Annotated in this window: 22 protein-coding genes and 1 tRNA gene; 6 read left to right on the top strand and 17 right to left on the bottom strand. The window is 62.7% G+C overall.

The window, feature by feature from the left end; genetic code table 11:
• Positions 1–4: 4 nt before the first annotated feature.
• The 5 genes from LU699_RS11960 (at position 5) to rffA (ending at position 3938) form a co-directional block, all read left to right on the top strand.
• The gene (locus tag LU699_RS11960) at positions 5–979 is read left to right on the top strand and encodes a glycosyltransferase family 2 protein (protein WP_232137940.1); all 975 of its coding nucleotides are present in this window, start codon (positions 5–7) and stop codon (positions 977–979) included.
• Positions 973–1734, top strand: a complete 762-nt coding sequence (locus tag LU699_RS11955; protein WP_232137941.1) for a GNAT family N-acetyltransferase — start codon at positions 973–975, stop codon at positions 1732–1734. The genes LU699_RS11960 and LU699_RS11955 overlap by 7 nt, the downstream gene beginning before the upstream one ends.
• Positions 1735–1800: 66 nt before the next feature.
• Positions 1801–2166, top strand: a complete 366-nt coding sequence (locus LU699_RS11950; protein ID WP_232137942.1) for an EamA family transporter — start codon at positions 1801–1803, stop codon at positions 2164–2166.
• A 1-nt stretch (position 2167) separates the two neighbouring features.
• Complete coding sequence (locus tag LU699_RS11945; RefSeq protein ID WP_232137943.1) at positions 2168–2794, top strand: class I SAM-dependent methyltransferase; 627 nt, start codon at positions 2168–2170, stop codon at positions 2792–2794.
• A gap of 13 nt (positions 2795–2807) precedes the next feature.
• The gene (gene rffA, locus LU699_RS11940) at positions 2808–3938 is read left to right on the top strand and encodes a dTDP-4-amino-4,6-dideoxygalactose transaminase (RefSeq protein ID WP_232580179.1); all 1131 of its coding nucleotides are present in this window, start codon (positions 2808–2810) and stop codon (positions 3936–3938) included.
• 98 nt (positions 3939–4036) lie between these two features.
• Here the strand turns inward: rffA and LU699_RS11935 are convergent, their stop codons facing one another.
• From LU699_RS11935 to LU699_RS11875, 13 genes are all read right to left on the bottom strand, one after another.
• Positions 4037–6166: a hypothetical protein gene (locus tag LU699_RS11935; RefSeq protein ID WP_232137946.1), complete on the bottom strand. Its 2130-nt coding sequence runs from the start codon at positions 6164–6166 to the stop codon at positions 4037–4039.
• Between the two features lie 3 nt (positions 6167–6169).
• Entirely contained in the window at positions 6170–7105 is a 936-nt protein-coding gene (locus LU699_RS11930) for a GDP-mannose 4,6-dehydratase (RefSeq protein ID WP_268739128.1), read from the bottom strand.
• Entirely contained in the window at positions 7083–8117 is a 1035-nt protein-coding gene (gmd, locus tag LU699_RS11925; protein ID WP_232150397.1) for a GDP-mannose 4,6-dehydratase, read from the bottom strand. The genes LU699_RS11930 and gmd overlap by 23 nt, the downstream gene beginning before the upstream one ends.
• Entirely contained in the window at positions 8114–10669 is a 2556-nt protein-coding gene (locus tag LU699_RS11920; protein WP_232580178.1) for a glycosyltransferase family 4 protein, read from the bottom strand. The genes gmd and LU699_RS11920 overlap by 4 nt, the downstream gene beginning before the upstream one ends.
• On the bottom strand, positions 10669–14154 hold the full coding sequence (locus LU699_RS11915; RefSeq protein WP_232150401.1) for a glycosyltransferase family 4 protein: 3486 nt from the start codon (positions 14152–14154) through the stop codon (positions 10669–10671). Before LU699_RS11915 ends, LU699_RS11920 begins: the two co-directional genes overlap by 1 nt.
• Positions 14154–15422 carry an FkbM family methyltransferase gene (locus LU699_RS11910; RefSeq protein ID WP_232137953.1) on the bottom strand — a complete coding sequence of 423 codons (1269 nt, stop codon included), beginning with the start codon at positions 15420–15422 and terminating at the stop codon, positions 14154–14156. The genes LU699_RS11915 and LU699_RS11910 overlap by 1 nt, the downstream gene beginning before the upstream one ends.
• A complete protein-coding gene (locus tag LU699_RS11905; RefSeq protein WP_232137954.1) occupies positions 15419–16645 on the bottom strand; it encodes an ABC transporter ATP-binding protein in 1227 nt (408 codons plus the stop codon). Before LU699_RS11905 ends, LU699_RS11910 begins: the two co-directional genes overlap by 4 nt.
• Positions 16642–17436 (bottom strand): ABC transporter permease, encoded by a 795-nt coding sequence (locus tag LU699_RS11900; protein ID WP_232137955.1) that lies wholly within the window; start codon positions 17434–17436, stop codon positions 16642–16644. The genes LU699_RS11905 and LU699_RS11900 overlap by 4 nt, the downstream gene beginning before the upstream one ends.
• 373 nt (positions 17437–17809) lie before the next feature.
• Entirely contained in the window at positions 17810–18991 is a 1182-nt protein-coding gene (locus LU699_RS11895) for a cystathionine gamma-synthase (protein WP_232137956.1), read from the bottom strand.
• Between the two features lie 82 nt (positions 18992–19073).
• The gene (locus LU699_RS11890) at positions 19074–20450 is read right to left on the bottom strand and encodes a pyridoxal-phosphate dependent enzyme (RefSeq protein WP_232137957.1); all 1377 of its coding nucleotides are present in this window, start codon (positions 20448–20450) and stop codon (positions 19074–19076) included.
• 109 nt (positions 20451–20559) lie between these two features.
• The gene (locus LU699_RS11885) at positions 20560–20781 is read right to left on the bottom strand and encodes an HP1242/YdcH family protein (protein WP_055246405.1); all 222 of its coding nucleotides are present in this window, start codon (positions 20779–20781) and stop codon (positions 20560–20562) included.
• A gap of 470 nt (positions 20782–21251) precedes the next feature.
• Positions 21252–21845, bottom strand: coding sequence for a hypothetical protein (locus tag LU699_RS11880; protein WP_232137958.1), 594 nt, complete (start codon positions 21843–21845; stop codon positions 21252–21254).
• Complete coding sequence (locus LU699_RS11875) at positions 21842–22222, bottom strand: DUF4398 domain-containing protein (protein WP_232137959.1); 381 nt, start codon at positions 22220–22222, stop codon at positions 21842–21844. The genes LU699_RS11880 and LU699_RS11875 overlap by 4 nt, the downstream gene beginning before the upstream one ends.
• 94 nt (positions 22223–22316) lie before the next feature.
• On the opposite strand from LU699_RS11875, the gene LU699_RS11870 reads away from it, so the two are divergent.
• On the top strand, positions 22317–23426 hold the full coding sequence (locus LU699_RS11870; protein WP_232137960.1) for a PilT/PilU family type 4a pilus ATPase: 1110 nt from the start codon (positions 22317–22319) through the stop codon (positions 23424–23426).
• Between the two features lie 7 nt (positions 23427–23433).
• On the opposite strand, the gene maiA is transcribed toward LU699_RS11870, so the two are convergent.
• The 4 genes from maiA to LU699_RS11850 form a co-directional block, all read right to left on the bottom strand.
• Positions 23434–24093, bottom strand: coding sequence for a maleylacetoacetate isomerase (gene maiA, locus LU699_RS11865; protein WP_232137962.1), 660 nt, complete (start codon positions 24091–24093; stop codon positions 23434–23436).
• A gap of 5 nt (positions 24094–24098) precedes the next feature.
• Entirely contained in the window at positions 24099–25091 is a 993-nt protein-coding gene (locus LU699_RS11860; protein ID WP_232137964.1) for a fumarylacetoacetate hydrolase family protein, read from the bottom strand.
• A gap of 61 nt (positions 25092–25152) precedes the next feature.
• Positions 25153–25887 (bottom strand): 2OG-Fe dioxygenase family protein, encoded by a 735-nt coding sequence (locus LU699_RS11855; protein WP_232137966.1) that lies wholly within the window; start codon positions 25885–25887, stop codon positions 25153–25155.
• Positions 25888–26116: 229 nt separating this feature from the next.
• A tRNA-Gln gene (locus LU699_RS11850) sits at positions 26117–26191 on the bottom strand.
• Positions 26192–26254 lie beyond the last annotated feature (63 nt).

The raw sequence follows: 26254 nt of genomic DNA, 5'->3' as shown, positions 1-26254 counted from the left end.
CCTGATGACCACTCAACCGATGAACGGGGCCTCCTTGTCCGTAGTAGTGCCTGTCTACGGCTGCGTCGAATGTCTCGAGGATCTCGTCGAACGCATCGCGCAATCCATCCCATCCTCCATCGCCCGTTACGAGATTGTCCTGGTCGACGATGCAAGTCCCGACCACGCCTGGCGGAGAATCTCCGAGATCGCGTCATCACGGGGAGAGGTCAAAGGTTTGCGCCTGTCCCGGAATTTTGGTCAGCACGCCGCGATATCCGCTGGACTCGGTCAAGCATCCGGAGACATCGTGATCGTCATGGATTGCGATCTCCAAGACCGGCCTGAACACATTCCAAACCTGATCGAGGGCTTGGAAAACGGTGCTGAAATTGCGCTGGCGCAGAGGATCGGCCGGCAGGACTCTGGACTGAAGCGACTGGGATCCTGGTGCTTCTACAAAGTTCTCGGATGGTTGACCGATACCCGCTACGACCACACGACTGCCAACTTCGGCGCCTACACCAGGAAAGCCATCGCCACCGTGATATCAATGCCGGAGGCCGACCGTTTCTTCCCGCTGATGGTGCAGTGGGCTGGATTCAAAACCGTGTTAGTACCTGTGGCGCATGATGCGCGTGCGCATGGTCAAACGGGGTATAGCTTCAGGCGCTTGCTTTCACTGGCGTCACGCATTGCACTTTCCTACTCTGACAAGCCGTTGCGACTTGTGGTGGGCATGGCGATTCTTTTTGCGACGCTGGCTTTGGCCGTGGTTGCATTCAGTATTAGCAAATACGCCGCAGGTGAGATCCAGGTCGCTGGCTTCACCAGCATCGTCGCGTCGGTGTGGCTCACGGGTAGCGCGATTCTCGCCAGCCTAGGTGTGATCGGACTGTACGTGGGGCGTATGTTCAATAACATCAAAGGACGACCGCACTTTGTGGTTTCCGAAATGACCGGAGGCCGGTTGGACGCCATCTCGGTGAAAAGGTGCTGAAGTACTCCCCCTTGGAAAGTGAGCGGTTCGGACTTCGCATCGGGCGAGCCACCTTTAACAACGCAGCCGTTGATCTGCCTGCGTTCCGTGAAGAACTGTCGACTTCATCTTACGATTTTATCGTTGTGCGGGTGCCCGCCGGGCTGCACGATGTTGTCCAGGATTTGCGAGTGCAAGGGCTGGAACCGGTGCACGCCGACACGCTCGTCTACTATGAGCGCGACTTGGGCAACGACTTCTCGAACGTCAACCACGACGAGCCAACCCAAGTTAGGTACGGACTCGCAGAGCCAGACGACATCGATGCGGTGTCGGCGATCGCGGCAGCGTCCTTTTCGGACTATCGCAGCCATTACCACGCTGCTCCCGAATTCGGACACTCGGACATTCTGGCGGGATATATCGAATGGGCGGCCGGATTCCTAATCCGCCCTACTCCGGAAAGCTCTACATACGTCGCGCGTGCGCCGAGCGGCGAGGTGGTTGGCTTCTACGGCTGTATTACCGGAGAAGAGGACGGCGTCCGGTCGATCGAGATCGTTCTCAATGCCATTCTTCCTGGTCATCAGGGCGCCGGCGTCTATCGAGGAGGCCTGTCGTCAATCATGCGTGATGCCAGCGACCGTGGAGTGGATCGCCTGCTGATATCGACACAGGTCTGGAATTATCGAGTGCAGAAAGCCTGGGCAGCTTGTGGCTTGCGACTTTTCCGCGCGTACGATACCTATCATGTCCGCCCAATGATCCGGCGTTAGCCCCGGGCCATATCGACTACGATTGCAATTTCACCCCTTATTACCCTCCGTCCGGCAAACAACGCAATGAGCTATATTTTTCTGGCACTCACGATCGTGCTGACGGTGTATGGGCAAATCGTGCTCAAGTGGCAAGTCAGCCTGAATCCGGGTTCGACAATTGAGGGGCTGAATCCGCGAGCCATCGTGATGCTGCTTCTGAACCCGTGGGTGATCAGTGCATTTGCTGCCGCCTTCAGCGCGTCGATGTGCTGGATGGCCGCCATCAACAGAATGCCGCTCAGCAAGGCGTATCCATTCATGGCGCTGAGCTTTCCGATCGTCGCGGTCCTTGCAGTGTGGCTCTTCAACGAATCTTTTGATCTTCAGCGGGTTTTCGGCACCTCGCTCATCGTTGCCGGCGTTGTGGTTCTTGCTCAATCAGGGAGTTGATATGGCACAGAAAACAGATGGCCTGAGGGCCGTTCTGTCCCACCCCGCCTTTTACGATTTTCTGCAGACCGCACTCGGGGCGGGACGCGCACGCGCGCGCATGATGTCGGATCATATTCGGCCGAGAAAGGACGACCGCGTCCTCGATATCGGATGCGGGACGGCCGAACTGCTTCCATATTTCCCAGTCGACATCGACTACGTGGGATTCGATCTGTCGTCTCGATACATCGATGCCGCCAGAAAGCGCTACGGCGACAGAGGACGTTTCGAGTGTATGGATGTCGCCGACTTCCAGGATACGCAGGTTCGCCAACACGGCGCTGACCTGGTGCTGGCGATCGGCATCCTCCATCACCTAGACGATGACCAGGCGCGATCGCTGATCAATGTTGCCTCCTCGATGTTGCGCCCCGGCGGTCGATTCATTTCGATGGATGGCACGCTCGTCGCCGGGCAGTCCGCCGCGGCAAGAGGATTGATCCTCCGCGACCGAGGGCAGAACATCCGTGAGCCTGACGGATACGCGGGGCTCGCAACAGGCTCTTTCACCGAAATCAAACCCGTCGTGCGCCACGACCTTCTCTATGTTCCCTACACCCATTGCATTCTGGAATGCACACGCTGACGCGAAGGCAAAGATGATCCCTTTCAACAAGCCATACATGACCGGCGGGGAACTCGCCAACATTGCCGAAGCTTACGCGAACGGCCATCTCAGCGGCGACGGTCCCTTTACTAAGCGCTGCCATGCCTGGCTGCGCGATAACATTGGGGCTGAAAGTGCGTTGCTGACGCATTCGTGCACCGCCGCGCTCGAAATTGCCGCGCTGTTGCTGGATCTGGTGCCGGGCGACGAAGTGATCATGCCTTCTTTTACTTTCGTCTCCACTGCAAATGCGTTTGTTCTCCGCGGCGCGGTGCCCGTCTTCGTGGATATCCGTCCGGACACTCTGAATATCGACGAAGCACTGATCGAGGCTGCAATCACCGATCGGACACGCGCTATATGCGTCGTTCACTACGCGGGGGTGTCCTGCGAGATGGACTCGATTCTGCAAATTGCATCGCGTCATGACCTTCCAGTCATAGAGGATGCAGCGCAGGGCGTCATGTCGGCATACCGTGGGCGCCCCTTGGGCACCATCGGCGATCTCGGCGCTTTCAGCTTTCACGAAACCAAGAACATCATCTCCGGAGAAGGGGGCGCCCTACTCTGCAAAGAGGATACGTTTGCGGAGCGAGCAGAGATCATCCGCGAGAAAGGCACGAACCGTAGTCGCTTCTTTCGGGGCCAGGTCGACAAGTACACATGGGTCGACGTGGGCTCATCGTTTCTCCCGGGCGAGATTACCGCGGCGTTTCTCTCTGCGCAGATGGATGCAGCCCAAGAGATCACAACGCGGAGGCTCGACCTTTGGGCCCGCTATCACGCGTGGGCAGAGCACTACGAGCAACAGGGGCGGCTCAGACGGCCTGTAATTCCCGAAGCATGTACGCACAATGCGCACATGTACTACCTCCTGCTGCCTGATCTCGATAGCAGGAGCCGTTTCATCGCACTGTTACGCGAGCAGGGTATCCAGGCCGTGTTCCACTACATCCCTTTGCACTCTTCGCCCAAGGGCCTGGAATCCGCCCGCGTCAACGGGCGTTTACAGGTCACTGACAGCGTCAGCGAGCGGCTTGTCAGGTTGCCGCTTTGGGTAGGACTCGAAGACCAGATGGAGCGTGTACTGGACGGGCTGGATCAGGCGCTGCTCGCGCTATAGCGCGCTTGGCGTTAGATCAGCCTGGCACACGTCTTTCAGCCTATGGCGCCCTCCTCGATTTGGAGGACATCGATGGCGGCTTCGTATTCGTGCAGCGGTCAGTCCCGTTCTTCCAGGCTGATCGCAGAAAGCGTCACACGCGCATTCCCATGAGAAAGCACGCGGACCTCGAGGTCGTCTACATCTGCCGCCAGATCGAAGTCCACTTCGGAGCGGTGTCGTCCAATTGAATTCAGGCGACGAGAGCCATGCGTCACCTGGCCTTGATCGGATGCCACATCGACCATGACCAATTCTCCGCTCGAATCGCTTTCTACTTCCAGCTCGAAGGTCGCTCGGTAACGTCCCGAGGCGAGCGCTGTGTAGGGTCCAAAATGCAGATATCCCGATTCTCCCGGTTCGGCGACCAGGCGACTCCCATTTCCGTCAGCTTCGAAACGACCGACGGTGCGCGGTGACGCTTCCGTCAGGGCAATCACTGGTACCGTTGAAACCCAGCCGGGTAGCACACTCGCCAGATTGTGCGGGTAAACGAAGACGCTGAATCGTTCGAACTGGAACTGCCGCGAAGCGGGCCCCGCGTACTGCTCCATGAGCGCCCAATCAATTGCCGCAACCTCGTGGGCTTCCAACATGAGGAACGTCTCACCGGACCACGCCTGGGGTGAGTACCAGAACTTCGACGACAGATGACGCATCGGAGCGGGCAATGCACCTGCAATGAGAATCGCCCGTGCACGCACATCACCATTGCTCAGAACCGTCTGTACACCTGCATTCCAGTAGCTCGCATAACCGTACGCAAGACCTTCGCGCTCGAGCATCGCGACAACACCTGCGTACGGTTCGGCGACCGGCTCCTTCAAAGGCCGCGACAATGGATTACCCGGCCCGAGCGACCCGATTGCCAAGACGGCCAGCATGCCTGCCCCGGCACTACGCTTGAGCCACCCGAAATCCGGTGATACCACGGCAGACGCCGACAGGACGAGGATCATCAGGAGGGGAGGCATGAGATACCGCGCACTCCCTATGGGGTCCACCATTTGCGGGATCGTAGTCGTGACTTGGAGGAACAGGAACAGAGCCAGGGAAACTGCGGCGAACAGGCCTGCGAACTGCAGCGACGAAGCGCGCCTTCTCAAGGCGAATCCCAGAACGAGAGGCGTAAGCCCGAGAATCACGCCGGCGACCACTAGGCGGATACCTTCGTAGAATCCCCCTTTGCTCGTCACGCCCGCCCCGGGCGTAGGGATGCCTCCAAGAATCCCGAACAGTCCGTGCAAAGTGCTTCCTGCGTTCCCCAACATCGCATTGAACGGCAGCCACTGCGCGTTTCCTGCGCCCGAGACATCCAGGACGCGGGCGAGCAGCCAAAGATGACAGCCGATGCCTACTGCAGCAGCCGCGCCGATGATCGCGAGAAGTGCGGCCGCCCTGGAGGCGGGAGCCCCGAGACGCCAGCCATTCGTCGCCAGATCCACGGCGCCGTAGACGGACACCGCGGCGCAGATAGGGATGAAGTACGTCACGATCGCACGCTGTGGATTGCCCGCGAAGGTCAACACGATGAGCACCGCGCTCGCGAGCGCGAAAATCCAGCACGCACGCCCTGTAGCCTGCAAAGCTCGCCAGCTGGTGTACGCGATGAGGCAGGCGAGTAGGAAAATGTTTCCATAGGCAACCTGCCCGAACACATTCTCGGCACCCGCGAACGACACTGCACCGGCTACGACTGCGATCGACGCCAGCTTTGCCCATCGGGAGCTGGTGGCGAGTCCAGCAAAAAGCCATGTGCCCCAAAGAATCAGAACCGACCATACACAGCCCGCCAACGCGTGCGCAGCGTAGCCGTTCTTCATGAATGCCAGAAGCGGAACGATCAGAAGGTGATTGAATACAATCCAGATATCGCTGTTGACGAAGTACCAGTCCCGCGGGAAAAGCTGACCCGTTCTGATGATCTCTTCGGCCAGCAGGTTCTTTGTGGCGGCATCGGAATGGAAATCGACCCGGTAACCCTTGAACACGAAGATGAGCATCAGCACGATGTTCAGCACAAGGACCGTTGCGACGAGTCCTTTCGTGACGCGTGGGAGCCAGTACAGCAGGAGATCCGTTCCGGACCTTTGGGGTGTTCGTCCCTGACGAAGCAGGGAGCCTCCTTTCTCGGAGAGGTGTCCGTTGGCGCGCACACCTGGCTCCGTTCGAGGGCCGGGATTACTCATTCTTTACTCCGATGCCACGCCACTCGGGGCCGCCTGCTTCACCATCCAGCCCAGCGTCTCCGACAACGTCCGGCGAGACGCGCTCCCGATCAACGCGTTGACTTTGCTTGAGTCTCCGACCAGCCGGACCACCTCGTTACTTCTCACGAACTGGGGATTCACGTCGACCTTTATGCGATAACCCACGCGCTCGGCAAGCATCTGCAAGACATCGCCCAGCGAATGGCCGATACCGGAACAGAGATTGAACGTAGCGCCGACAGGTGCCAATTCGATGAGCTTTCGGTATGTCGACACGACATCGCGAACATCCTGGAAATCCCTGATGACATCGATGTTGCCCAATTCCACCACCGGCTGCCGTCGAACGTAATGATCCACGATCTTCGGGATGACAAACTGCTTGGACTGTCCGACTCCGGTGTAGTTGAACGGCCGTGCGATCACGATCGGCAACCTGTCCATCCAGGTTTTCGCCATGTACTCCATCGCTAGCTTGCTGACGGCATAGTCGTTGGCCGGCTTAGCCTGCACGCTCTCATCGATGACCTCGGAGTCCGAGTTCCCGTAGATGTTTGCACTGCTTGCAAGCAGCACGACGCGCGGAGGCTGCGAACCTGAGGACAACGCCTCGAGCAGGTTGCGGGTACCCACGATATTGACGCGATACATCTGTTCGACATCGCCATGAGCGACGAATGCGATCGCCGCGAGATGGATGACCGCGTCGACGCGAATATTCGAAAGTGCGCTCCGCACCGCCTCCCGATCACATAGATCCACCGCGAGGTCCGCGCTGCCATCCGCGCGATGCGATATGGACACGACCTCGTGCCCGTGGGCCTCGAGTTCTGCTCGCATGTATCTGCCAGTGAAACCCTCGCCTCCAGTAACCAGTACCCGCATGGACTTCACCTCAGAAGGACGCGCCGAGTTCATTGCGGCGCAGATCCGCCTCGACCATCATTTCGCAGAGTTGCTCGAGGGTCGTGTCGGCACGCCAGCCCAGCTTGCTTTCCGCTTTTGAAGCGTCTCCGACCAACAGGTCGACTTCCGCAGGACGGTGGAACACCGGGTTGATCGCAACAAGTACCTTGCCGGATTCAGCGCAGAGCCCACGCTCGTCCTCTCCAGCACCGCGCCATTCGATGCCGATCCCGGCTGACTTGAACGCCATGCTCACAAAGTCACGAACGGTTTCGGTACGGTTCGTCGCGAGCACAAACGTGTCCGGCTCATCGGCCTGCAGCATGCGCCACATGCCTTCAACATATTCCTTGGCGAAACCCCAATCCCTCTTGGCGTCGAGGTTACCAAGCTCAAGACGCGTCGCTTTCCCCAGCTTGATCTTGGCCACCGTGTCGGTGATCTTGCGAGTTACGAACTCGCGTCCGCGCAGCGGCGATTCGTGATTGAACAGAATACCGCTGCTGCCGAAGATGTCGTACGACTCCCGATAGTTGATCGTCATCCAGTGCGCGTACAGCTTCGCGACGCCGTAAGGGCTTCTCGGGTAGAACGGCGTGTCTTCCTTCTGTGGCACAGCCTGTACTTTGCCGAACATTTCCGACGTGGAGGCCTGATAGAAGCGGATCTTCGGATTCACAATCCGGATGGCCTCCAGTAGATGCACTGCGCCGATACCGGTGATCTGTGCAGTCGTTGCGGGCTGGTCGAACGACACGCCGACAAAGCTCTGTGCAGCCAGGTTGTAGACCTCGGTCGCCTGCGTGCGCTCCAGCAAACGGATTGCCGAGCCGAGGTCGGTCAGGTCGTACTCGACGAGATGGAGGTTCGGCGCTTCACTGATGCCCAGTTCCTCGATGCGCCAGAAATTGACCGAACTCGTTCTCCGGTAGGTTCCGTAGACCCGGTATCCCTTCTCAAGCAACAACTGGGCGAGATAGGCTCCATCCTGACCGGAAATTCCGGTGATCACAGCTGTTTTCATTGCACGCGTTCCTCAGATTTTCTTGGACTTTCGGTGACTGGAGGTTGGGTCGGAAGGGCCTGGTGCCGGACGATCTCGATTCTGGAAAAACGCACGGCGTGCTCGCTCGATACCGTCAATCTGACCTCGAGGTCGTCGACGTCGTCCGGCAGGCGAAACTCGGCGTCGACAATCATTCCGTCCTCAGATGCGATCACGTGCCACGCTGCGACCTGCAACGATGCCTGCATTGCAACCACTTCCACGAGCGTCGCGTCGATGTGCGGGGCGGACAATTCACCCCGGATGCGCAGACGATACGAGCCTGCACCTAAGCTCATGTAAGGCCCGTATACGAGTACGCCTTCGCGACCGCTGGTGACGATGTCGCCGTGGGAGCGCTCGCCTACAAGCGTTTGAAGCCTCGGATTATAGCCACTGAACAGATAGCGATCTTCGTTGCCGATCCAGCGTCGATAGGGCTGATCTGATGTAAGGGCGGCGACGAATTCCGAGGTCGCCTCGCGCCAGGTTTTCCAGGGGACCTGACCGGACGGACATGCGCCCAAGGTCTCGTTCCACTGCGCGATGGCATCGGCCAATGCCTCGGGTTCGTAACCGTCGAAGTAGGTCGCGGCTTCGCCTGCGATCTCCCGGAACACAGGCAGGTCGCGGCACAGAACCGGCACACCGTACTGGGCCGCCTCGATCAAGGGCAGTCCGAACCCTTCACCCTCCGAAGCTGACAGCAGCCCGTCTGCGTGTTGATACAGGCTCGCCAGTAGCGCGTCATCGATGCCTTCGAACCAGTGCAGGCGCCGCCCGAGTTCCGGGTGCCCTCGCAGACGTTCGACCAAGGCCTCCATCATCCATCCCTGCTTGCCGACGATGACAAGCGAAAGATCAGTACCTTTCGCCCACAGCAGCTCGAATGCAGCCAACGCCTGGGCATATCCCTTTCGTGGCTCAAGGGTGGACACCATCAAGACATAACGGCGCCCATCCACCGGATGAGGTGAATCCGCCTCGCGATGCGCCGAATCCACGATGTCTGCCCCGAGGTGGAAGTAGTCGATACCGAGCGCTCCGATACGCTTGGGCTTGTGTTCGTCCAGCCAATCAGCGAACTCGTCAGCGACCGCTCTGGAGATGCACAGCACGCCATCCGCCAGAACTGCGATCGAGGCATACCAGGCCTGGAACAGGTTCACGACGCGTGGATCGAAGCATTCCGGTCGGCGTATCGGTAACAGGTCATACACGACGAAATGGATCGGGATCCCAAGGCGCCGCATCCACTCGAACCTGGACTGATGTACAGGCACGATGTGCGCGGACAAATCGAGACCGAGAAAGATGTCGCCGGGCCGCGGCACGAAGGCGCCGTCATCTGGAACGTCGTAAGGCAAGCCGACGAACCGGGCGTAGAACCTGGACGCATGCAGACAGCGGCCGTCGTCCATAAAAGCGATCGGCGCGATCTGATAACGCTCCGGCAGCGCCGACTCGAGATGCGAGAGGATGTTCCGCACCACGCGTTGGATGCCGCTTTTGGCATCGAACTTCACCAGAGCGGAGATGTCCACGAGCAATCGCCTGGGTCCGGCGACAGCACCCAGAATGTCGTGGTGCAGAGCGCCTGCAATGCCAGGTGCTTCGACAGCGTCGCCCAGGCAATGGAAGAGTGCGGCGTCGAGCATTCTCCGGTGCTCATACCATGCATCGTTTGCGGTGACGGCCCGCGCGCCCCGCGACACGCTCGCAAGCCACGCCTCGACGTCCGCAATAGTCAGTGCTTCACCCATCAGGGTGCTGCGCACTGAGGCGTATCCACCGCACGCGTGGGCGAGCTGGAGCGTCGTATCCAGCGACAGCTCACGCGAGAGCGCCTGAAGCGCGCCGCTTCGAAGTTGCACGTGCCCGCCCGATCGCAGCAGCCGTGAAACCGCTCCATCCAGACCGGGACCTGCCGCCAGCAGATGGCATTCGGCGACGTCAGGCCCACTGTCACCGCGCGTGCGGATATCGTCCCGTGCGCCCTCGCACGCAGGCGGGTCGGAAAGCGCCCGACCTGTGCTCGGACCGCTGTCCGGGATACACACCATCTCAATGCCGAGACGATCCCGGATCGCTTCGAGTCTGTCCTCCGACACGGCCTGCACTGTGACCGTCGCATGGTCAAACCGCGCACCGGACGCGCACGACGGTTTCGGAAACACGCCCTGCGGATACGTGAGTCCGACCGATTCGCCGAGGCAGATGTCGATCATTGCCTCGGGCTCCAGCTCGGCGATACAGCGCCGCAGTCGGAGGTCGCGTGCAGCCTGGACACCCAGGATGGGCTCGGAGGAATCGCCTGTGCCGCCCCAGACGCGCGTGCGCTGCGGCGGAAGTTCGCCCGCGGCATTCCGGATCACTTCGATTGCCTCGCCCAACGCGGCGTCGAAGACCAGATGAACGTCATCGGTGGCATCCGCCGCTTCGACAATCGAGGCCACGAACGTTGCGACCTCGTCGGCCTGTTGCGCGCCGGAAGTCACATGCGCGCAACGCACACTGATCAGCACACGCATCAGCGGAACCCCGTTACGGATGAAACGCAGGCGCCGGCGCCGACGACCGCGCGGGCGCGCTGCGCATGTACGAGCGTGGGCGCACGTGCGTTTTCGAACGGGATGATGCCAATACTTGCGATCGATGCGATGTCGCCCTCTCCTACCCAGATGCGAACTTCCAGGTCCTGCACGTCGTCATCGAGCTCGAACGGAAGGTCCAAGATGATTCCGCTTGCAGAGGTGCCGGGCAGCGCGAATCGCACGACCTGGATTTCGCCGCGCGTGTGCACGATCTCTGCCCACGCGGTCGAGGCATTGGTCGCACGCAGGCGCCCGCGGATCGAAAGACGGTGATGCCCTGCAGAAAGCGGGATGTAGGGCCCGTGGAGCAGCAGACCGGCCTCCCCCGTCGTTCCCATGCATCCCCCTTGGAGAATGCCGACCTGTGTGGCGAAACGCGTCGAGAACGCAGGCAGGATTCGCCTGTTACCGGCACGCCATTCGGCATACCAGTCGCCCTTGAGCACCACATCAAGAAGTTGTCGCGTGCTCGCCTGCCAGGTCTGCCAACGCAGTCCGGCCGACGAAGGAACTCCGGCGCCCGCTCTCCACGACGACAGCCAGTCGCGCATGGCCTGGGCGAGCTCCCAACCCGACCGGGCCTGGAAATACGCCGCATGTGGGCCGGCCACTTCGCGGAATACGGGCAGTTCACGACACAGCAACGGAATGCCCGACTGCGCAGCCTCGATCAGGGGCAGGCCGAAGCCTTCACCCTCGGACGCGGCGAGCAGGACTGTGGCCTCGCGATAGAGAGTCTGCAGCATGCCGTCGCTCGCCGCCTCGAACCAGAACAGTTGTCGCATCCATTGCGGGTGCGTGCGCAGTCGCTGGGCGAAGTGCTCGAACATCCAACCGAGTTTCCCGACGATGACCAGTGTGACGTCGTCACCGTCCTGCCACAGAAGATCGAAGGCATCGAGCGTCTGCTGATAACCCTTGCGAGGTTCGAGCGTGGACACCATCAGGACCACCGGAACGTCTTTCGGGATCAGCGCGGCGGTTTCGAGTTCTGCCGGCGTGGTCGAGCGTCTTGTCACATCTGCGTCCAGATCAGCGCCGAGATGGAAATAGCCGATCTTCAGAGGAGACTTGCGGGCCGAGAGCGTCAGCGCCTCGAGATGGGAGATGAATTCGTCCGCGACCGCCCGCGAAATACACACCACGCCATCGGCAAGGATTGACAGCGCATGCAGCCAGGCCTCGAAGTTCGGTCTCGCGGCCGGATGGAAGAATTCGGACCGGATCCACGGCAGCAGATCGTAGATGACAAAGTGGACCTCGACACCCGCTGCGCGGATGCGTTGGAACCAGTCGGAAGATCGAACCACGCACTGCTGCGCGAGATCGAGGCCGAGAAACACATCGCCACGCACGTAATCGATCAGGTCGTCATCGCGAACCGGCGCGTCGAGGCCGAGAAACCGTGACGTGAATGCGGCGGCATAACGATAACGCCCGTCTGCAGCGAGAAAGACCGGCTCCACGCGGATATCCGGTGCGCGCCAGTCCAGCAGTGCCGTGAGTACACGCCGCACCACGCGCTGGATGCCGGTAGCCTGATCCTGATGGACCAGTTCGGAGACATCGAGCAATAGCTGACGTCGACTCGCGCTGTCAGGATGGTTGCGCGCGGCCGCGACCGCGAATGGCGCCAGATCATCGGCAGCCAAGCTTTGCTCAGCCGGTATCGCGCCCGCACGTTCGACCAGTCGCCTGAGAAGCGCCCGGTGGCCCGATTGCCCCAATCCCGCAGCGAGCTCGATCGCGTTCGCTGCGAAATGGGAATCGCTGTCCTCGGGAAGCAACCGCCATTCCGCCGGAATCCCGGTCTGTCTATTCAGCGGAATCCGCATCGCCGTCGCTGGATCGAAGCCGAAACCGTCTACATCCACGGGCGGCCTCCAGGCCATCGGCGCACCGGGATGAAGCGCTCTTCCCTGCGCGTGCAAGCGCGCGAACGCGTAGCCGTGGGTCGCGTACATGTCGGCAATCGAGACGGCGCCAGATTCGCGCAGGGATGCGTCGAGCAGCAGCGTGGTCGACGACAGGGCGTCATTGTCACCGCACTGCACCGTCACCGCGATATCGCCTTGCGCCAGTTGTCGGGATGCCGCCACGGTCGCGCCGGGAGCAGCTTGCCGCAGCCCGTCCAACCGCTCCCGACTCGCGGCCTCCGAATGCGCGACCCTGCTGACACGCCAGACCGGCTGGCGCTGTCGCGACCCGAGCTCTTCGAGCGCCGTCACTGCCTGTCGCGCACTGCGCTCCCAGGAAAAATGCCGACTTTGCTTGACCGCATGCAGTCGGAGACGCTCGGCGAAACCGGGGCCGTCCAATACCTGCTCGATCTTCTCCGTCAACGAAGCGATGGACATGGGATCGAACAACGCATCGCGTAGCCCCACCACTTCGGGGAGCGACGTGGCGTCTGCGGCGATCACCGGAGCTCCGCATGCCATCGCCTCGAGAATCGGCAGCCCGAAGCCCTCGTGAATGGACGGGAACGCGAACAACGAGGTAATGCTGTAGAGGCGGACAAGATCCTCGTCCGACACGTATCCGAGAAACCTGAGCGCATCGTCTGCCAGCCCCTCGGACGCGGCAACCGCGCGCAGCTCAGCGATCGCGTTCGGCTCGCCCATTCCGGCGAAGACCAGCTGCGAGTCCGGCAACTTGCGCGCCGCTGCCCATGCGCGCACCAGTCTGGACAGATTCTTGCGGGAGTCGAAACCACCGGTGTAGAGCACGAACTGTTCGCAGAGTCCGAACCGGCGGCGAAAGGCGCGGATCTCCGACGGGGTGCCGCGCCATGGCGCGAACACCGGGTCCACACCGGACGAGATCATCGCGATGTTGTCTTCCGGCAGCCCAAGATGCTCGATGGCCTCGCGTCTAGAAGCCTCGCTGATGGCGAGCAGCATGCCTGCATTCCGCAGATCGGCAACGCGTTCGCGATACCAGCGATCGACGAGGGGGTGCTGCAGATACTCGGCAGGCCGCAGCAGAGGAATCAGGTCGTAAAGCGTGACCGCCGTGCGGGGTGCAAGACCTTCCTCACTCGCGATGCGCACGGCCGTATCGTCACCGAACCCTTCGAACAGGCTGGCGGCATGGACTACGTCGGGCCGCAGACTCGCCAGGTACGTGTCCCGGAGCAGACAGGCGTGGCGCCGCCTGGCCGCTGCAGCGGCGGACTCGTCGACCGCACCGACACCGGCCATCGAAGACCAGACGCGGATATTTTCGCGCGGCATCCGACGGGCGAGCCGGTCGACCAGGGGGTAGATGCCATCGCCATCCGCGGTGTCGTTGAGGCACACGATGAACTCGTGGTCGCCGGCGACTTCGAGCATATGCTCCACCAGATTCAGCGAGTAGCGTCCGATTCCCCGGTAGCGCCCGTTGAACTGACAGGCCTGCAGGTCGACTGCAATACGCATCAGGCGCGCCCCGAGACCGATTGCGTCTGCAGACGCTGGAACACGAGCCGCGCATCCGCACTCAGCCCCTCGAACGTCGGATGGTCCCCGGCACCCGGCTGCCCCTGCGTCGCAGCGTGCTGCAGCCAGCGGAACACTCTGGGGTGGACGCCGGCCATGCGTTGCAGGCGCTGCGCCAAGGCAGTCCGATGGCGGATACGCGACCAGACGAGCCTGACCACGCCGCGCACCGATCTCTTTGCCGCATCGACCAGACCTACTTCACGCCGCAGCACGCTGACTGCCAGCCGCAGCGGCGCCGTCAGCAGCCAAGAGGAACTGCCGCGGAGCGTCGAGAGTTCGTGTTCGAGCGCGCCGATTCTGCCAGCTTGGGCTCTCAGCATCGTGACCTCGCTGGCCTGCTGATGCCGCAGCGCGAGTGCGCGACGTCCCTGCTGCACCAGATCGGAGTTCCAGGCCTCCAACTCACAGACTTGATCGCGCGCTCGGACGAGCTCCAGCGCGGTGGTGTCGAGTGCGCGCTCAGTGCCGGCGCGTCGGTGTTTCGCAATCTCTGCACGGCGCGCGAAACGGGTGATGGTCCGGATCGTCTCCGCATGCTGCACCGAGTCGAATACATTGGGAGGGGACGCGAATGCGACCGCCCGCGACATGTGTTCGTCGGCAATGTAGAACACGTTCAGCCCGTCCCAGTAGACACGCTGGTAGCCGGCACCGGTCACGAGCGGCTCCCACTCGTGCAGCGCCACCTCAGGCGTTCCCGGCCGGGTCGCTTCGATGACCAGGATCCAGGGGCGGAACCGCTCCAACGACAGACTCTCGAGCACAGCGCGCTCGGCACCTTCGACATCGATCTTGAGAAAATGGATGTCCGGGCCGGCATGGGCGTCGAGAATCGCGTCGAGCCGGGCGGCGGCCACGCGCCGGGGCCGCACGGACTTGCCTTGCGCACGATGGCCGTCGGCGTAGGCCCGCACCACCGTAGACAGCCCGCCGGGAACTTCGTAGATCTCCAGCTCGTCGGCTCGCGGGTCGACGGCCAGCTGCAAATTGATGTCGCGCGGGCGCAGTCGGTCCAGCAGTCGCTTCCACTTCGGAATTGGTTCGATGTTGATGCCGCTCCAGCCACGTGCATAGAACACGGCCGTCACCGAATCTCGGACCGCGTGCTGCGCACCCACATCGACATAGAACCCGTTCTCGATGTCGCCCAAGGCCCTGTGCAGCATCAGGTCCTCGAAATTCTGCGCATAGCTGACGAACGTCATCGCTGCTCCACCGTGATGCTGGGCTGCATCCACGTACTTCCGATGAAGAACGGATGGTGCATGTTGACCACCGTGAACACGAGCGCGAGGTCACGCCACTCGTAATTGTTGACGAGATGCGTTTCGGTGCTGACCAGCGCCGTCGAGATCGAATAAGTACCGGGACCGATGATCACGTCGAAATCCACAAGGAACTCGACAGTTGCACCCGCCTGGATCGCCTCGAGCGGCTGTTCGGTGTGGTGCGTGTTGGTGCCGTAGATCGACTGCCCGAGACGATCCTTGATCATGTAACCGAACACGAGCCTCGGGATCGCGGCGCTTGCGACTGCGCTCACACGCAGGCGAATGCGATCACCGACACCCACGAACTCGACCGGCTCGCCCGCTTCGTTCAACAGCTCGATGCGGTCCACGACCACCTCGCCCGTCCCGGAAATCACCTGGGATTTACCGTCTCCCAACTGCCCCACGCGGACGGTCTTGTTCTCCCGTTCCGCGATCAGCGCGTTGTAGAGATCCATCACCTCGTCTGGCGCGCCATCCTTCACGATGTGGCCGCCATCGAGCAGGATGGCTCGACTGCAGAGGCCCTGCACGGCGGATTTGTCGTGGGACACGATCAGCAGCGACGTGCCTTCCTGCTGGAACTGCCGGATCCGGTCGAAGCTCTTGTGTTGAAAGTACGCATCACCGACGGACAGTGCTTCGTCGACGATGAGGACATCAGGACGGAATGCAGTTGCGACAGCAAACGCGACGCGCATCTGCATGCCCGTCGAATAGATGCGAACCGGCTCGTCGAAATACGCGCCGATTTCTGCGAATGCCTCGATATCCGGCATGGCGGCTTCGACCTGATCCGGCTGATATCCCATCAGACCAGCGGAGTGCCGTACGTTCTCGCGCCCCGTCAGATCCGGATTGAACCCCATCCCGAGTTCCAGAATGGCGCTGATGCGGCAGTGGCTGGCGACATGACCTTCCGTCGGTCGCATCGTGCCGACGATGAGTTTGAGCAAAGTGCTCTTGCCCGCGCCGTTCTGGCCGACGATACCGACGGCCTCGCCTCGGCGCAGCTTGAACGAGATATGCCGGAGCACCCAGTTCTCTTCGACGTGGCCGACACGAATCCCGAACCAACCCGCCATCCGCTGGAGCTCGGATCCATATTGACGAAACGATTTGCCGACCGACTCGACGCTGAGGATGACTTCGCTCATAGCACGTCCACCATTTCCGCAGAGGCGCGTCTGAAGAGCACGAACGCGACCATCATCAGCAAGACGCCCAGAGCAAGCGGCAACAGCAGGCCCGAGAAATTCGGCGCTTCGTTTCTCAACAGCACGTTCTGGTAGCCCTCTACGACATGGGTCATCGGGTTGAGCTCAACGAACTTGCGGAATCGCTCGGGAATGATGTTCGCCGGGTAAACGATCGGCGTCAGCCAGAACCACAACTGGATCACGACACCTGTGATCTGCCCGACATCCCGAACGAACACATTGAGTACGCCCAGCAACAGCCCCAGCCCCATTGCGAACAGCGTGGTCACTGCCACAAGCACGGGCAGATACACGATCGCGATCCCCGCCCAATGGCCCAGCAGTGCGAAGACCACAAGGATGGCGACGAAAAGCATCGCGTTGTTCACCAGCGAGCTGCCTGCCACCACAACCGGGAGGCACACACGGGGGAACGAGATCTTCTTCAACAGATTCGCGTTGTCGATGAACACCGTCGAGGATCGCACGACGATCTCCGAGAACAACGACCAGGCCATCAGACCTGCGGTGAGGTAAATCGCGAAGGCGAATTTGCTTTCGACACCGGGCAGCCTTGCCGCGAGCACCTCCGACAGCACGATCGCGAAGATCGCGACCTGCGCCAGAGGCTGCAAAATGACCCAGAGTGCACCCAACCGGCTCCGAGCGAAGCGCGCCTTGATGTCGTTCACGATCGACGACATGACGAAGTGCCGGTACCGGTAAACCGCGACCGCCCAAGTGTTCATTGATGCATCCAGGTTGGATTCGTAAGTAAGTAGCGCATTTATCAGCGCCCTGAGAGAGACGCATCCGGAACAATGCCTGCTGGTTTGCTCACCGATTATTCTGCGTTCCAGCGAGCCGTCGGAGTCATGACACCAGAGAGCCGGATGCCGATTGTCGTCGCTAACGTGATGACCAATGGCGAGTTATATCTGCGTTTCCGCGGTCCGGTGCCAATGTAAGAAAACGTCCGACATGGATCCGGGGATCAATTTCTTCGGCCCCGAGAGCGCCATTACTTGCCGGACGCGTGCCAACAATTCGATTACACCGAGACTGATTGACGACAACAGGCGCGACGAAGCTCCGAGAAAGATCACGGCTGGCCTCAACCGATTATTCTTCAGCGGCAAGGGCAGAGGTCACGTCGGAGCGAAGGTCTTCGAGCGCCTCCACCCCCACGCTCAACCGCACCAGATCATCATGCATCCCCAACTCGGCACGCCGCTCCGCCGGCACCGACGCATGCGTCATCACCGCCGGATGGTTGACCAGGCTCTCCACACCACCGAGCGATTCGGCGAGCGTGAACAGTTCGGTGCGCTCGCAGAACCGCTTCGCCGCCTCGTAGCCGCCCTTGATGCGGACCGAGATGATGCCGCCGAAGCCGTCCATCTGGCGCTTGGCGAGTGCGTGCTGCGGGTGCGAGGCGAGGCCGGGGTAGATCACCTGCTCGATGGCAGGATGTGCGTCGAGGAACTCCGCCAGGGCCTGTGCATTCTCGCAGTGAGCCTTCATGCGCAGGTGCAAGGTCTTGAGACCGCGCAGCGCGAGGAAGCTGTCGAAGGGGCCCTGCACTGCGCCTGCGGAGTTCTGCAGGAACGCCAGCTGCTCGGCGAGTTCGGCGTTGTCGCCGACCACCAGCATGCCGCCGACCATGTCGGAGTGGCCATTGAGGTACTTGGTGGCCGAGTGCATGACGATGTCGGCGCCGTGCTCGATCGGGCGCTGCAGGATCGGCGAGGCGAAAGTGTTGTCGACGACGACGATCAGGCCATGCTTGTGGGCGAGGTCCGCGATCGCCCGGATGTCGACAATCTTCAACATCGGGTTGGTCGGGGTCTCGATCCAGACCAGCTTCGTCTTCTCCGTGATCGCGGCTTCGAACGTAGACGGGTCGGTCATGTCAACATAGCTGAAGGACAGACCGGCGCTGCGCGTGCGCACGCGCTCGAACAGGCGGTAGCTACCGCCGTAGAGGTCGTCCATCGCGATGACATGATCGCCGCTGTCGAGCAGTTCCAGCAGGGTCGCGGTAGCGGCCATGCCGGAGGCGAACGCGAAGCCGCGCGTGCCGCCTTCCAGGCCCGCCACGCAGCGCTCGTAGGCGAAGCGCGTCGGGTTGTGGGTGCGCGAGTACTCGAAACCCTGGTGCTCGCCCGGGCTGGACTGGGCGTAGGTCGAGGTCGCGTAGATCGGCGGCATCACCGCGCCCGTCGAGGGATCGGGCGATTGGCCGGCGTGGATCGCCAACGTGGCCAGCGCGTAATCGCGATGCCGGGAACTGGATTCGGACATGACAGCTTCCTGAAAGGACGGGAGATTCTAGCCAGCAGCCCTGAACGACAGGTTCAGAGCCGCGGCGATCAACGCGTAGGCGTCACTGCACGCGGCGGCGCAGGTAGTTCAGCAGGTCGATCCGGGTGATCAGACCGAGGAATCTGTCGCCGTCGGTGACGATCGCGACTTGGCCGCGGTCGAACACCGGCAGCAGGGCTTCGACCGGGGATTTGACGTCGAGGAAGTCGAGCTTGCTGACCATCGCCGACGACACCGGCTCGCGGAAGCGGGCTTCGTCGCCGTAGACGTGCAGCAGCACGTCGCTCTCGTCAAGGATGCCGACGATGCGGTCGCCGTCCATCACCGGCAACTGCGAGATCTCGTAGAGCTTCATGCGCTGGTAGGCCGTGACCAACAGGTCGGTCGGCTGCAGCACCACCGTGTCGCGACGCGAGTACGGGCGCAGGATGAGATCGCGCAGGTCGCCGTGCTGCTCGCGCTCCAGGAAGCCGTTGTCGAGCATCCAGTAATCGTTGTAGAGCTTGCTCAGATACTTGTTGCCGGTGTCGCAGACGAACACCAGCACCTTCTTCGGCGTGGTCTGCGCGCGGCAGTACTTGAGCGCGGCGGCCAGCAGCGTGCCGGTCGACGAACCGCCGAGTATGCCCTCGGTGCGCAGCAGTTCGCGCGCGGCCAGGAAGCTTTCCTGGTCGCTGATCGCATAGGCCTGCTTGACCCGTGAGAAATCGGAGATGCCCGGCAGGAAATCCTCGCCGATGCCTTCAACCATCCAGCTGCCCGACTTGTCGTTGAGCACGCCGTCGTTGATGTATTCGGCGAGGATCGAGCCGACCGGATCGGCCAGCACAAGTTCCACGTCCGGCGCGTCCTTGGCGAAGCAGCGCGACAGGCCGGTCATCGTGCCCGAGCTGCCGCAGCCGAAGACGATCGCGTCCAGCCCGCCCACTTCACTCATCTGCCGCAGGATTTCCGGCCCGGTGCCGTGCTCGTGCGCGGCCGGGTTGTCGGGATTGCCGAACTGGTTGATGAAATAGGCACCCGGGGGCTCGCCCGCGATGCGCTCGGCGAGGTCCTGGTAGTACTCGGGGTGGCCCTTGGCAACGTCGGAGCGGGTCAGCACGACCTCGGCGCCCATCGCCTTGAGATTGAAGATCTTCTCCCGGCTCATCTTGTCCGGGACCACGAGAATCAGCTTGTAGCCCTTCTGCTGGGCCACCAGCGCCAGGCCGATGCCGGTATTGCCGGCGGTGCCTTCCACCAGCGTGGCACCGGGCGCGATGTCGCCGCGCGCTTCGGCGGCCTCGATCATGCGCAGACCGATGCGGTCCTTGATGGAGCCGCCCGGATTCTGGCTCTCGAGCTTGAAATAGAGTTCGCAGGGGCCCGCATCGAGGCGGCGCGCACGCACGATGGGCGTGTCGGCGATCAGGTCGAGAACGGAGTCGGCGATCGGCATTGCAGGTCCGGGTTGCAGCGAGACAGATCGCGATTATCGCATCCGCGGACAACATTCGCGGGCGATGGCAACCGACGAGGATGGCCACCACCGCCCGCGACAGACGAACCTAGTGTTTCTGCATCTGGTCGTACATCTGGGTCAGGCGATCCTTTGCCGCGAGCTTTTCGCGCTTCATCTGCGACAGCGTGGTCTCATCGACGGCGAACACGCCGAGCTCTGCGTTCAGCACCTTCTTGTCCAGCTCTTTGTGCCGGTAGTAGAGCTGCCGGAACTCGACGTTTCCTTTCATGATCTCTTCGAGTTCGGTCTGCGATTGCGCTTCGAACATGGAATCCTCCTGACTGGAAAATACGAACGCCCCGACCGGCGACGGGCGGGGCGTTACGTGGGCTGCATCCAGGAACGTGGGGCGGACGATCCGATCAGGTCGCCGTCGCCGCCCTGCGGACGGAATACGGGGACCTCGTGGGGGATCATCTCGGTCATCGGCCTGGCTCAGTGACCGGATGGCGGAAGGAATCGGTGCCACCCGGACAACCGACCCTACTCCTCGGATCAGGGGCCTACAAGGGCGAAAAACCCGATTGCGTGTCAGGCGCCCAGTCAAACGCGAAAACGCTTACAGCCGTCTCATCGACGAACCGCGCCACGACGCGGCGCACGGCCGGAAACGCTCTTAAGTGATTGATTTCAATTGGATTCAGTCTGACGAAAAACTAACAACTATTCGTCGGACGGCGCACTGCCGCACGTCGGCGTGCAGTGCGCGGGCGGGCCGGCGCACGCCGGCCACCGCCATCAGGGCTGCTCGAGACTCTTGAGCAGCTCGGCCTCGCGGCGACGCAGTTCGGCATCGCGCTGGCGAGCGGCACGCAGCTTTGCGGCCTCGCCACTGGCCACGCCCTGCAGCACGGTCTCGGCCTGCTGACGGGCGGTGGTTTCTTCCTCGGCCGCCAGACGCAGGCGCGCGGCTTCCTCGATCTGGATCTGCGCCTGGATGCGCAGGCGCTCGGCTTCCTGGCGGGCGCGCACGGCGTCCGCGCGGCTGGCCTCGACGATCAGCGCACTACGCTCGCGCTCGAGCTGGGTGAGCTCGCGACGCGTGGCCTCGGTGCGCGCAGCCAGTTCGGCCGTCTCCACGCGCCACTGCGCGATCTGCAAGGCTGCGGCCCGCTGGTTGCTGCGGACCGTGGTCAGCGCTGCCAGGGACTGGCGTGCTTGCAGCCGCTCATAGGCAGCGGTGCCGGCCGTGTCGGGATTCGAATCGATCGCCTGCAGTCGCTGCTGCAGAAGTGCGGCCTCGCCTTCCGGCGTGGACTGGGCGCTGGCGGCGAACGGCACCAGCAGCGCGAGCGCCAAGGCGTAGGGCGTCATCGATCGCATCGTGCTCATTCCTCCACCTGCAGCCGCTGGCGCAAGTTGGTGATCTCGGCCCGGCGTGCGGACAGTTCAGATTCGGTTTCCGCCTGACGGGCGCGGGCGTGCGCGAGGTCGGCGAGCGCGCTGGCCGACAGCGCCAGCGTGCGTGCTTCGTCGGCGCGGTCCATGCCCATCGCGGCCTGCGCCTGCGACAGCGCGCGACGCGCCTGGGTAATGTCGGTGGGCGCGTACTGGTCGGCATCGGCGTCGCCAGCACGTGCGATCGACAGCTGCGCGGCGGCGAGTTCCTCGGTCGGCGGCGGCGTACTCGCGCAGCCGGTCAGCGCCAGCACACCTGCGAGCGCGAGGCCCTGCAGCATTGGACGGATGTATGCGAAGCTTGTGTTCATCGAGGAATCGTGCCCGGACGCTTTATCCGGATCATTGTGGTCAGCCGCAGCCGGATGCGCAACGCAGACCGGCGGCACGTTGGGGAGTTCGTACATGGATATCGGCTACTTCCTGAAGCTGATGACCGAGAAAAATGCGTCCGACATGTTCCTGAGCACCGGCGCGCCGGTGTACATCAAGGTCGAAGGCAAGCTGTATCCGCTGGGCAGCACGGGCCTGCCGCCCGGCATGGTCCGCAAGATCGCGTATTCGCTGATGGACGAGAGCCAGATCCAGCAGTTCGAGCGCGATTTCGAGCTCAACATGGCCTACTCGCTGCAGGACGCCGGGCGCTTCCGCGTCAACGTGTTCAAGCAGCGCGGCGAGACGGGCATGGTGATCCGCGCGATCCGCAGCAACATCCCGAGCATCGAAGAGCTGCAGCTGCCGCAGGTGCTCAAGGACATCATCATGGCGCCGCGCGGCCTGGTGCTGATCGTCGGTTCCACCGGCTCGGGCAAGTCGACCACGCTGGCCTCGATGATCGACTACCGCAATGCCAGCACCTCGGGCCACATCCTCACCATCGAGGATCCGATCGAGTACCTGCATCGGCACAAGAAATCGCTGGTCAACCAGCGCGAAGTCGGGCTGGACACGCTGACCTTCCACAACGCGCTGAAGAACGCGATGCGCGAGGCGCCGGACGTCATCCTGATCGGCGAGATCCTGGACGCGACGACGATGGAAGCGGCGATCTCCTTCGCCGAGACCGGCCACATCTGCCTGGCGACGCTGCACTCCAACAACGCCGACCAGACCATCGAGCGCATCCTCAACTTCTTCCCCGAAGCCGCGCACAAGAACGTGCTGATGAATCTCGCGCTGAATCTGCGCGCGGTGGTCTCGCAACGTCTGGTGGCCGGCAACGACGGCCGCCGCCTGCCGGCGACCGAGGTCCTGCTCAACACGCCGATGATCCGCGACCTGCTGCGCCGCGGCCAGGTGCACGAGATCAAGCAGGCGATGGAGGATTCGCTGGAGGACGGCGTCGAAACCTTCGACAAGTGCCTGTTCCGGCTGCACCGGGAAGGCCGGATCGATCGCGAGACCGCGCTGCGCGCCGCCGACTCACGCGATGGCCTGGACCTCAAGTTCCGGCTGTCGGAAGGCGGCTCCGGCAGCCACGATCCCTACGCGGACGTATTCGGCACCGACCACTGACGCGCGATCAGACAGGCGGCGCGTCCGCCTGTCGCTCCGGCGCTGCCGCCTCGAAAGCGGGCAATGCGGCGCAGGCCGCTTCGATCCGCCCGATCACCGGATACGGCGCCAGATCGATACCGAAGCGTCGCGCGTTGTAGAGCTGTGGCACCAGCGCGCAATCCGCGATCGTCGGCGCATCGCCGACGCAGAAATCGCCGGCACCGTGCTGCAGCAGCAAGGCCTCGAACGCTTCCAGTCCATCGCGCACCCAGCGCGCGACCCAGCGCGTGCGCGCATCCGGCGGCAGCTGCAGCTCGTGCTCGAGATACTGGAGCACGCGCAGATTGCCGAGCGGATGGATGTCGCAGGCAACCAGTTGCGCGAGCGCGCGGGCACGTTGCCGCGAGAGCGCGTCGCGCGGCAGCAGCGGCACGCCCGGAAACGCTTCGTCGAGATATTCGATGATCGCCAGCGATTGGGTCAGCACGGCGTCGCCGTGCTGCAGCGTCGGCACCAGCCGCTGCGGATTGCGCGCGGCGAACGCCGGCAGGCGCTGTTTGCCGCCGCCCTGCACCAGATGCACCGGCACGCTGTCGAACGCCAGGCCCTTGAGATGCAGGGCGATGCGCACGCGGTACGCCGCACTGGACCGCCAGTAGGTGTGCAGCGTCAGCGCGGCCGTCATCGATGTTACTCCGGCAGCGCCTGGCGTTCGATCACCTGCTCGATCGCGCCGAAGATGCTCACGCCCTCGGCGTCCAGCATTTCGATCCGCACGGTGTCGCCGAACGTCATGAACGGCGTCTTCGGTGCGCCCTGCTCCAGCGTCTCGACGGTGCGCTTCTCGGCGAAGCACGAGGCGCCTTTCGACGTGTCCTCGTTGGCGATCGTGCCCGAGCCGACGATCGTGCCGGCGACCAGCGGCCGCGTCTTCGCCGCGTGCGCGACCAGCTGCGAGAAATCGAATTGCATGTCGACCCCGGCTTCCGGCGCGCCGAACCACTCGCCGTTGATGTGCGTGAGCAGCGGCAAGTGCAGCTTGTTGTCCTGCCAGGCATCGCCCAGCTCATCCGGGGTCACGAACACCGGGCTCAGCGCCGAGCGCGGCTTGGCCTGCAGGAAGCCGAAGCCCTTCGCGAGCTCGCCGGGAATCAGATTGCGCAAGGAGACATCGTTGACCAGACCGATCAGCTGGATGTGGCCGGCGGCCTGCTCGGGCGTCACCGCCATCGGCACGTCGTCGGTGATCACGACGATCTCGGCCTCGAGGTCGATGCCATGGTCTTCGCTGGTCACCTTGACGGTGTCGCGCGGGCCGTAGAAACCGGCGCTGGTCGCCTGGTACATCAGCGGATCGGTGTAGAAGCTCTCCGGCACTTCGGCGCCACGCGCGCGGCGCACGCGCTCGACGTGCGGCAGGTAGGCACTGCCGTCGACGAATTCATAGGCGCGCGGCAGTGGCGCCGCGAGGCGCGCAGCGTCGACATCGAACACGCCATCGGCGTCGCCGGCATTGAGCGATTCGTACAGCGCGTTGAGGCGCGGCGCGGCGTTCGACCAGTCATCCAGCGCCTGCTGCAGTGTCGCGGCGATGCCGGTGGCGCGCACCGCGCGGCCCAGGTCGCGCGACACGACGATCAGGGTGCCGTCGCGGCCGCCCTCCTTCAAAGAACCCAGCTTCATGGCAACTCCGGTTGGCGTCGGCTATCTGTTGCGATTGTAACGAACTCGCGTGCAGCGACGCTCAGTCTTCGCCCTGGAAGGCGCCTGCGCGATACGTCAGCACCAGCGTGTCGCGATGACCGGTGTCGTCGGCCGGCTGGATCGGCGTGGATTCGTGGATCACGCGATGGTCGTCGAGCAGCAGCACCGCCCACGGTTCGGTCAGGGTGAAACGCTGCCCGGCCGGACCGTCGGCCTCGAACACGCGCGTCTCGCCGCCCTTGATGCCACTGCGGCCGACCAGCAGCACCGCCACGAAATCCACACCATCGCGGTGCGCGCCTTCGGGGGTGGGACGGCCGATGCCGTCGGTGGTGTCGATGCGGAACTGGTGCGCTTCGACATGCCAGTCGCCGTCGTCGCGGACCTGCGCGAACACGCGACCGAGTCCGGCGACGAGCTGCGTCCACGCGGGATCGGCAGCGAGTGCCGGCGCCAGCGGTTCGAACCAGCGATGCATGCCGCCGTGCAGGGCGTTGTAATCCTCGGACTGCCAGTGCGCGCGATGCGCGACCTGCGCGAGCGTGTCGCCCTGCTGCACGAAGCAGCCGTGCCGACGCCGGCGATAGCGGCCGCCGTCCTTGAGATAGGCATCGGGCGGCAGATCGTCCCAGCTTGCGCGCCATGCTTCCAGGTCATCGATGCGCACGCCGCACAGCGCGGCGAGCGTCGACGGTGCGAGCACCGCGCAGCCATGCGTGCGCAAGGCGTCGACCACGGTGTCGGGAGCGGTATACGGCGGCGGAAATGCGTTCATCGCGGAATTCTAGAGCCGCATCGATACGCGCGCATCGCGTCGCCATGCGCAGGCGTGGAATGCAGTCGTCCTGCGAACGGCACGTCGTGAATGCAATCGACATGCGTGCGCAAACGCAAAGACGCCGGACGCGACATTCGAGACTGCGACGCCATGGTCTGCAGCGTGCTCGCCAAAGACGACAGACACAAAAAAGCCCGCGTTTCGGCGGGCTTTTTCGTTTTCGATGTGGCAGCCCCGGAAGGATTCGAACCTCCGAATGCCTGAGTCAGAGTCAGGTGCCTTACCGCTTGGCGACGGGGCTATGAACATATTGTAACGCCGAAACCGCAGTGCTCCGCAAGCTTCGGCAGCACCGGATCCACGC

The organism is Luteimonas fraxinea, assembly GCF_021233355.1.
Taxonomy (GTDB): Bacteria; Pseudomonadota; Gammaproteobacteria; order Xanthomonadales; family Xanthomonadaceae; genus Luteimonas; species Luteimonas fraxinea.
Note: the sequence above shows the minus strand (reverse complement) of the source record. Positions and strands in the feature narration are given on the sequence as shown.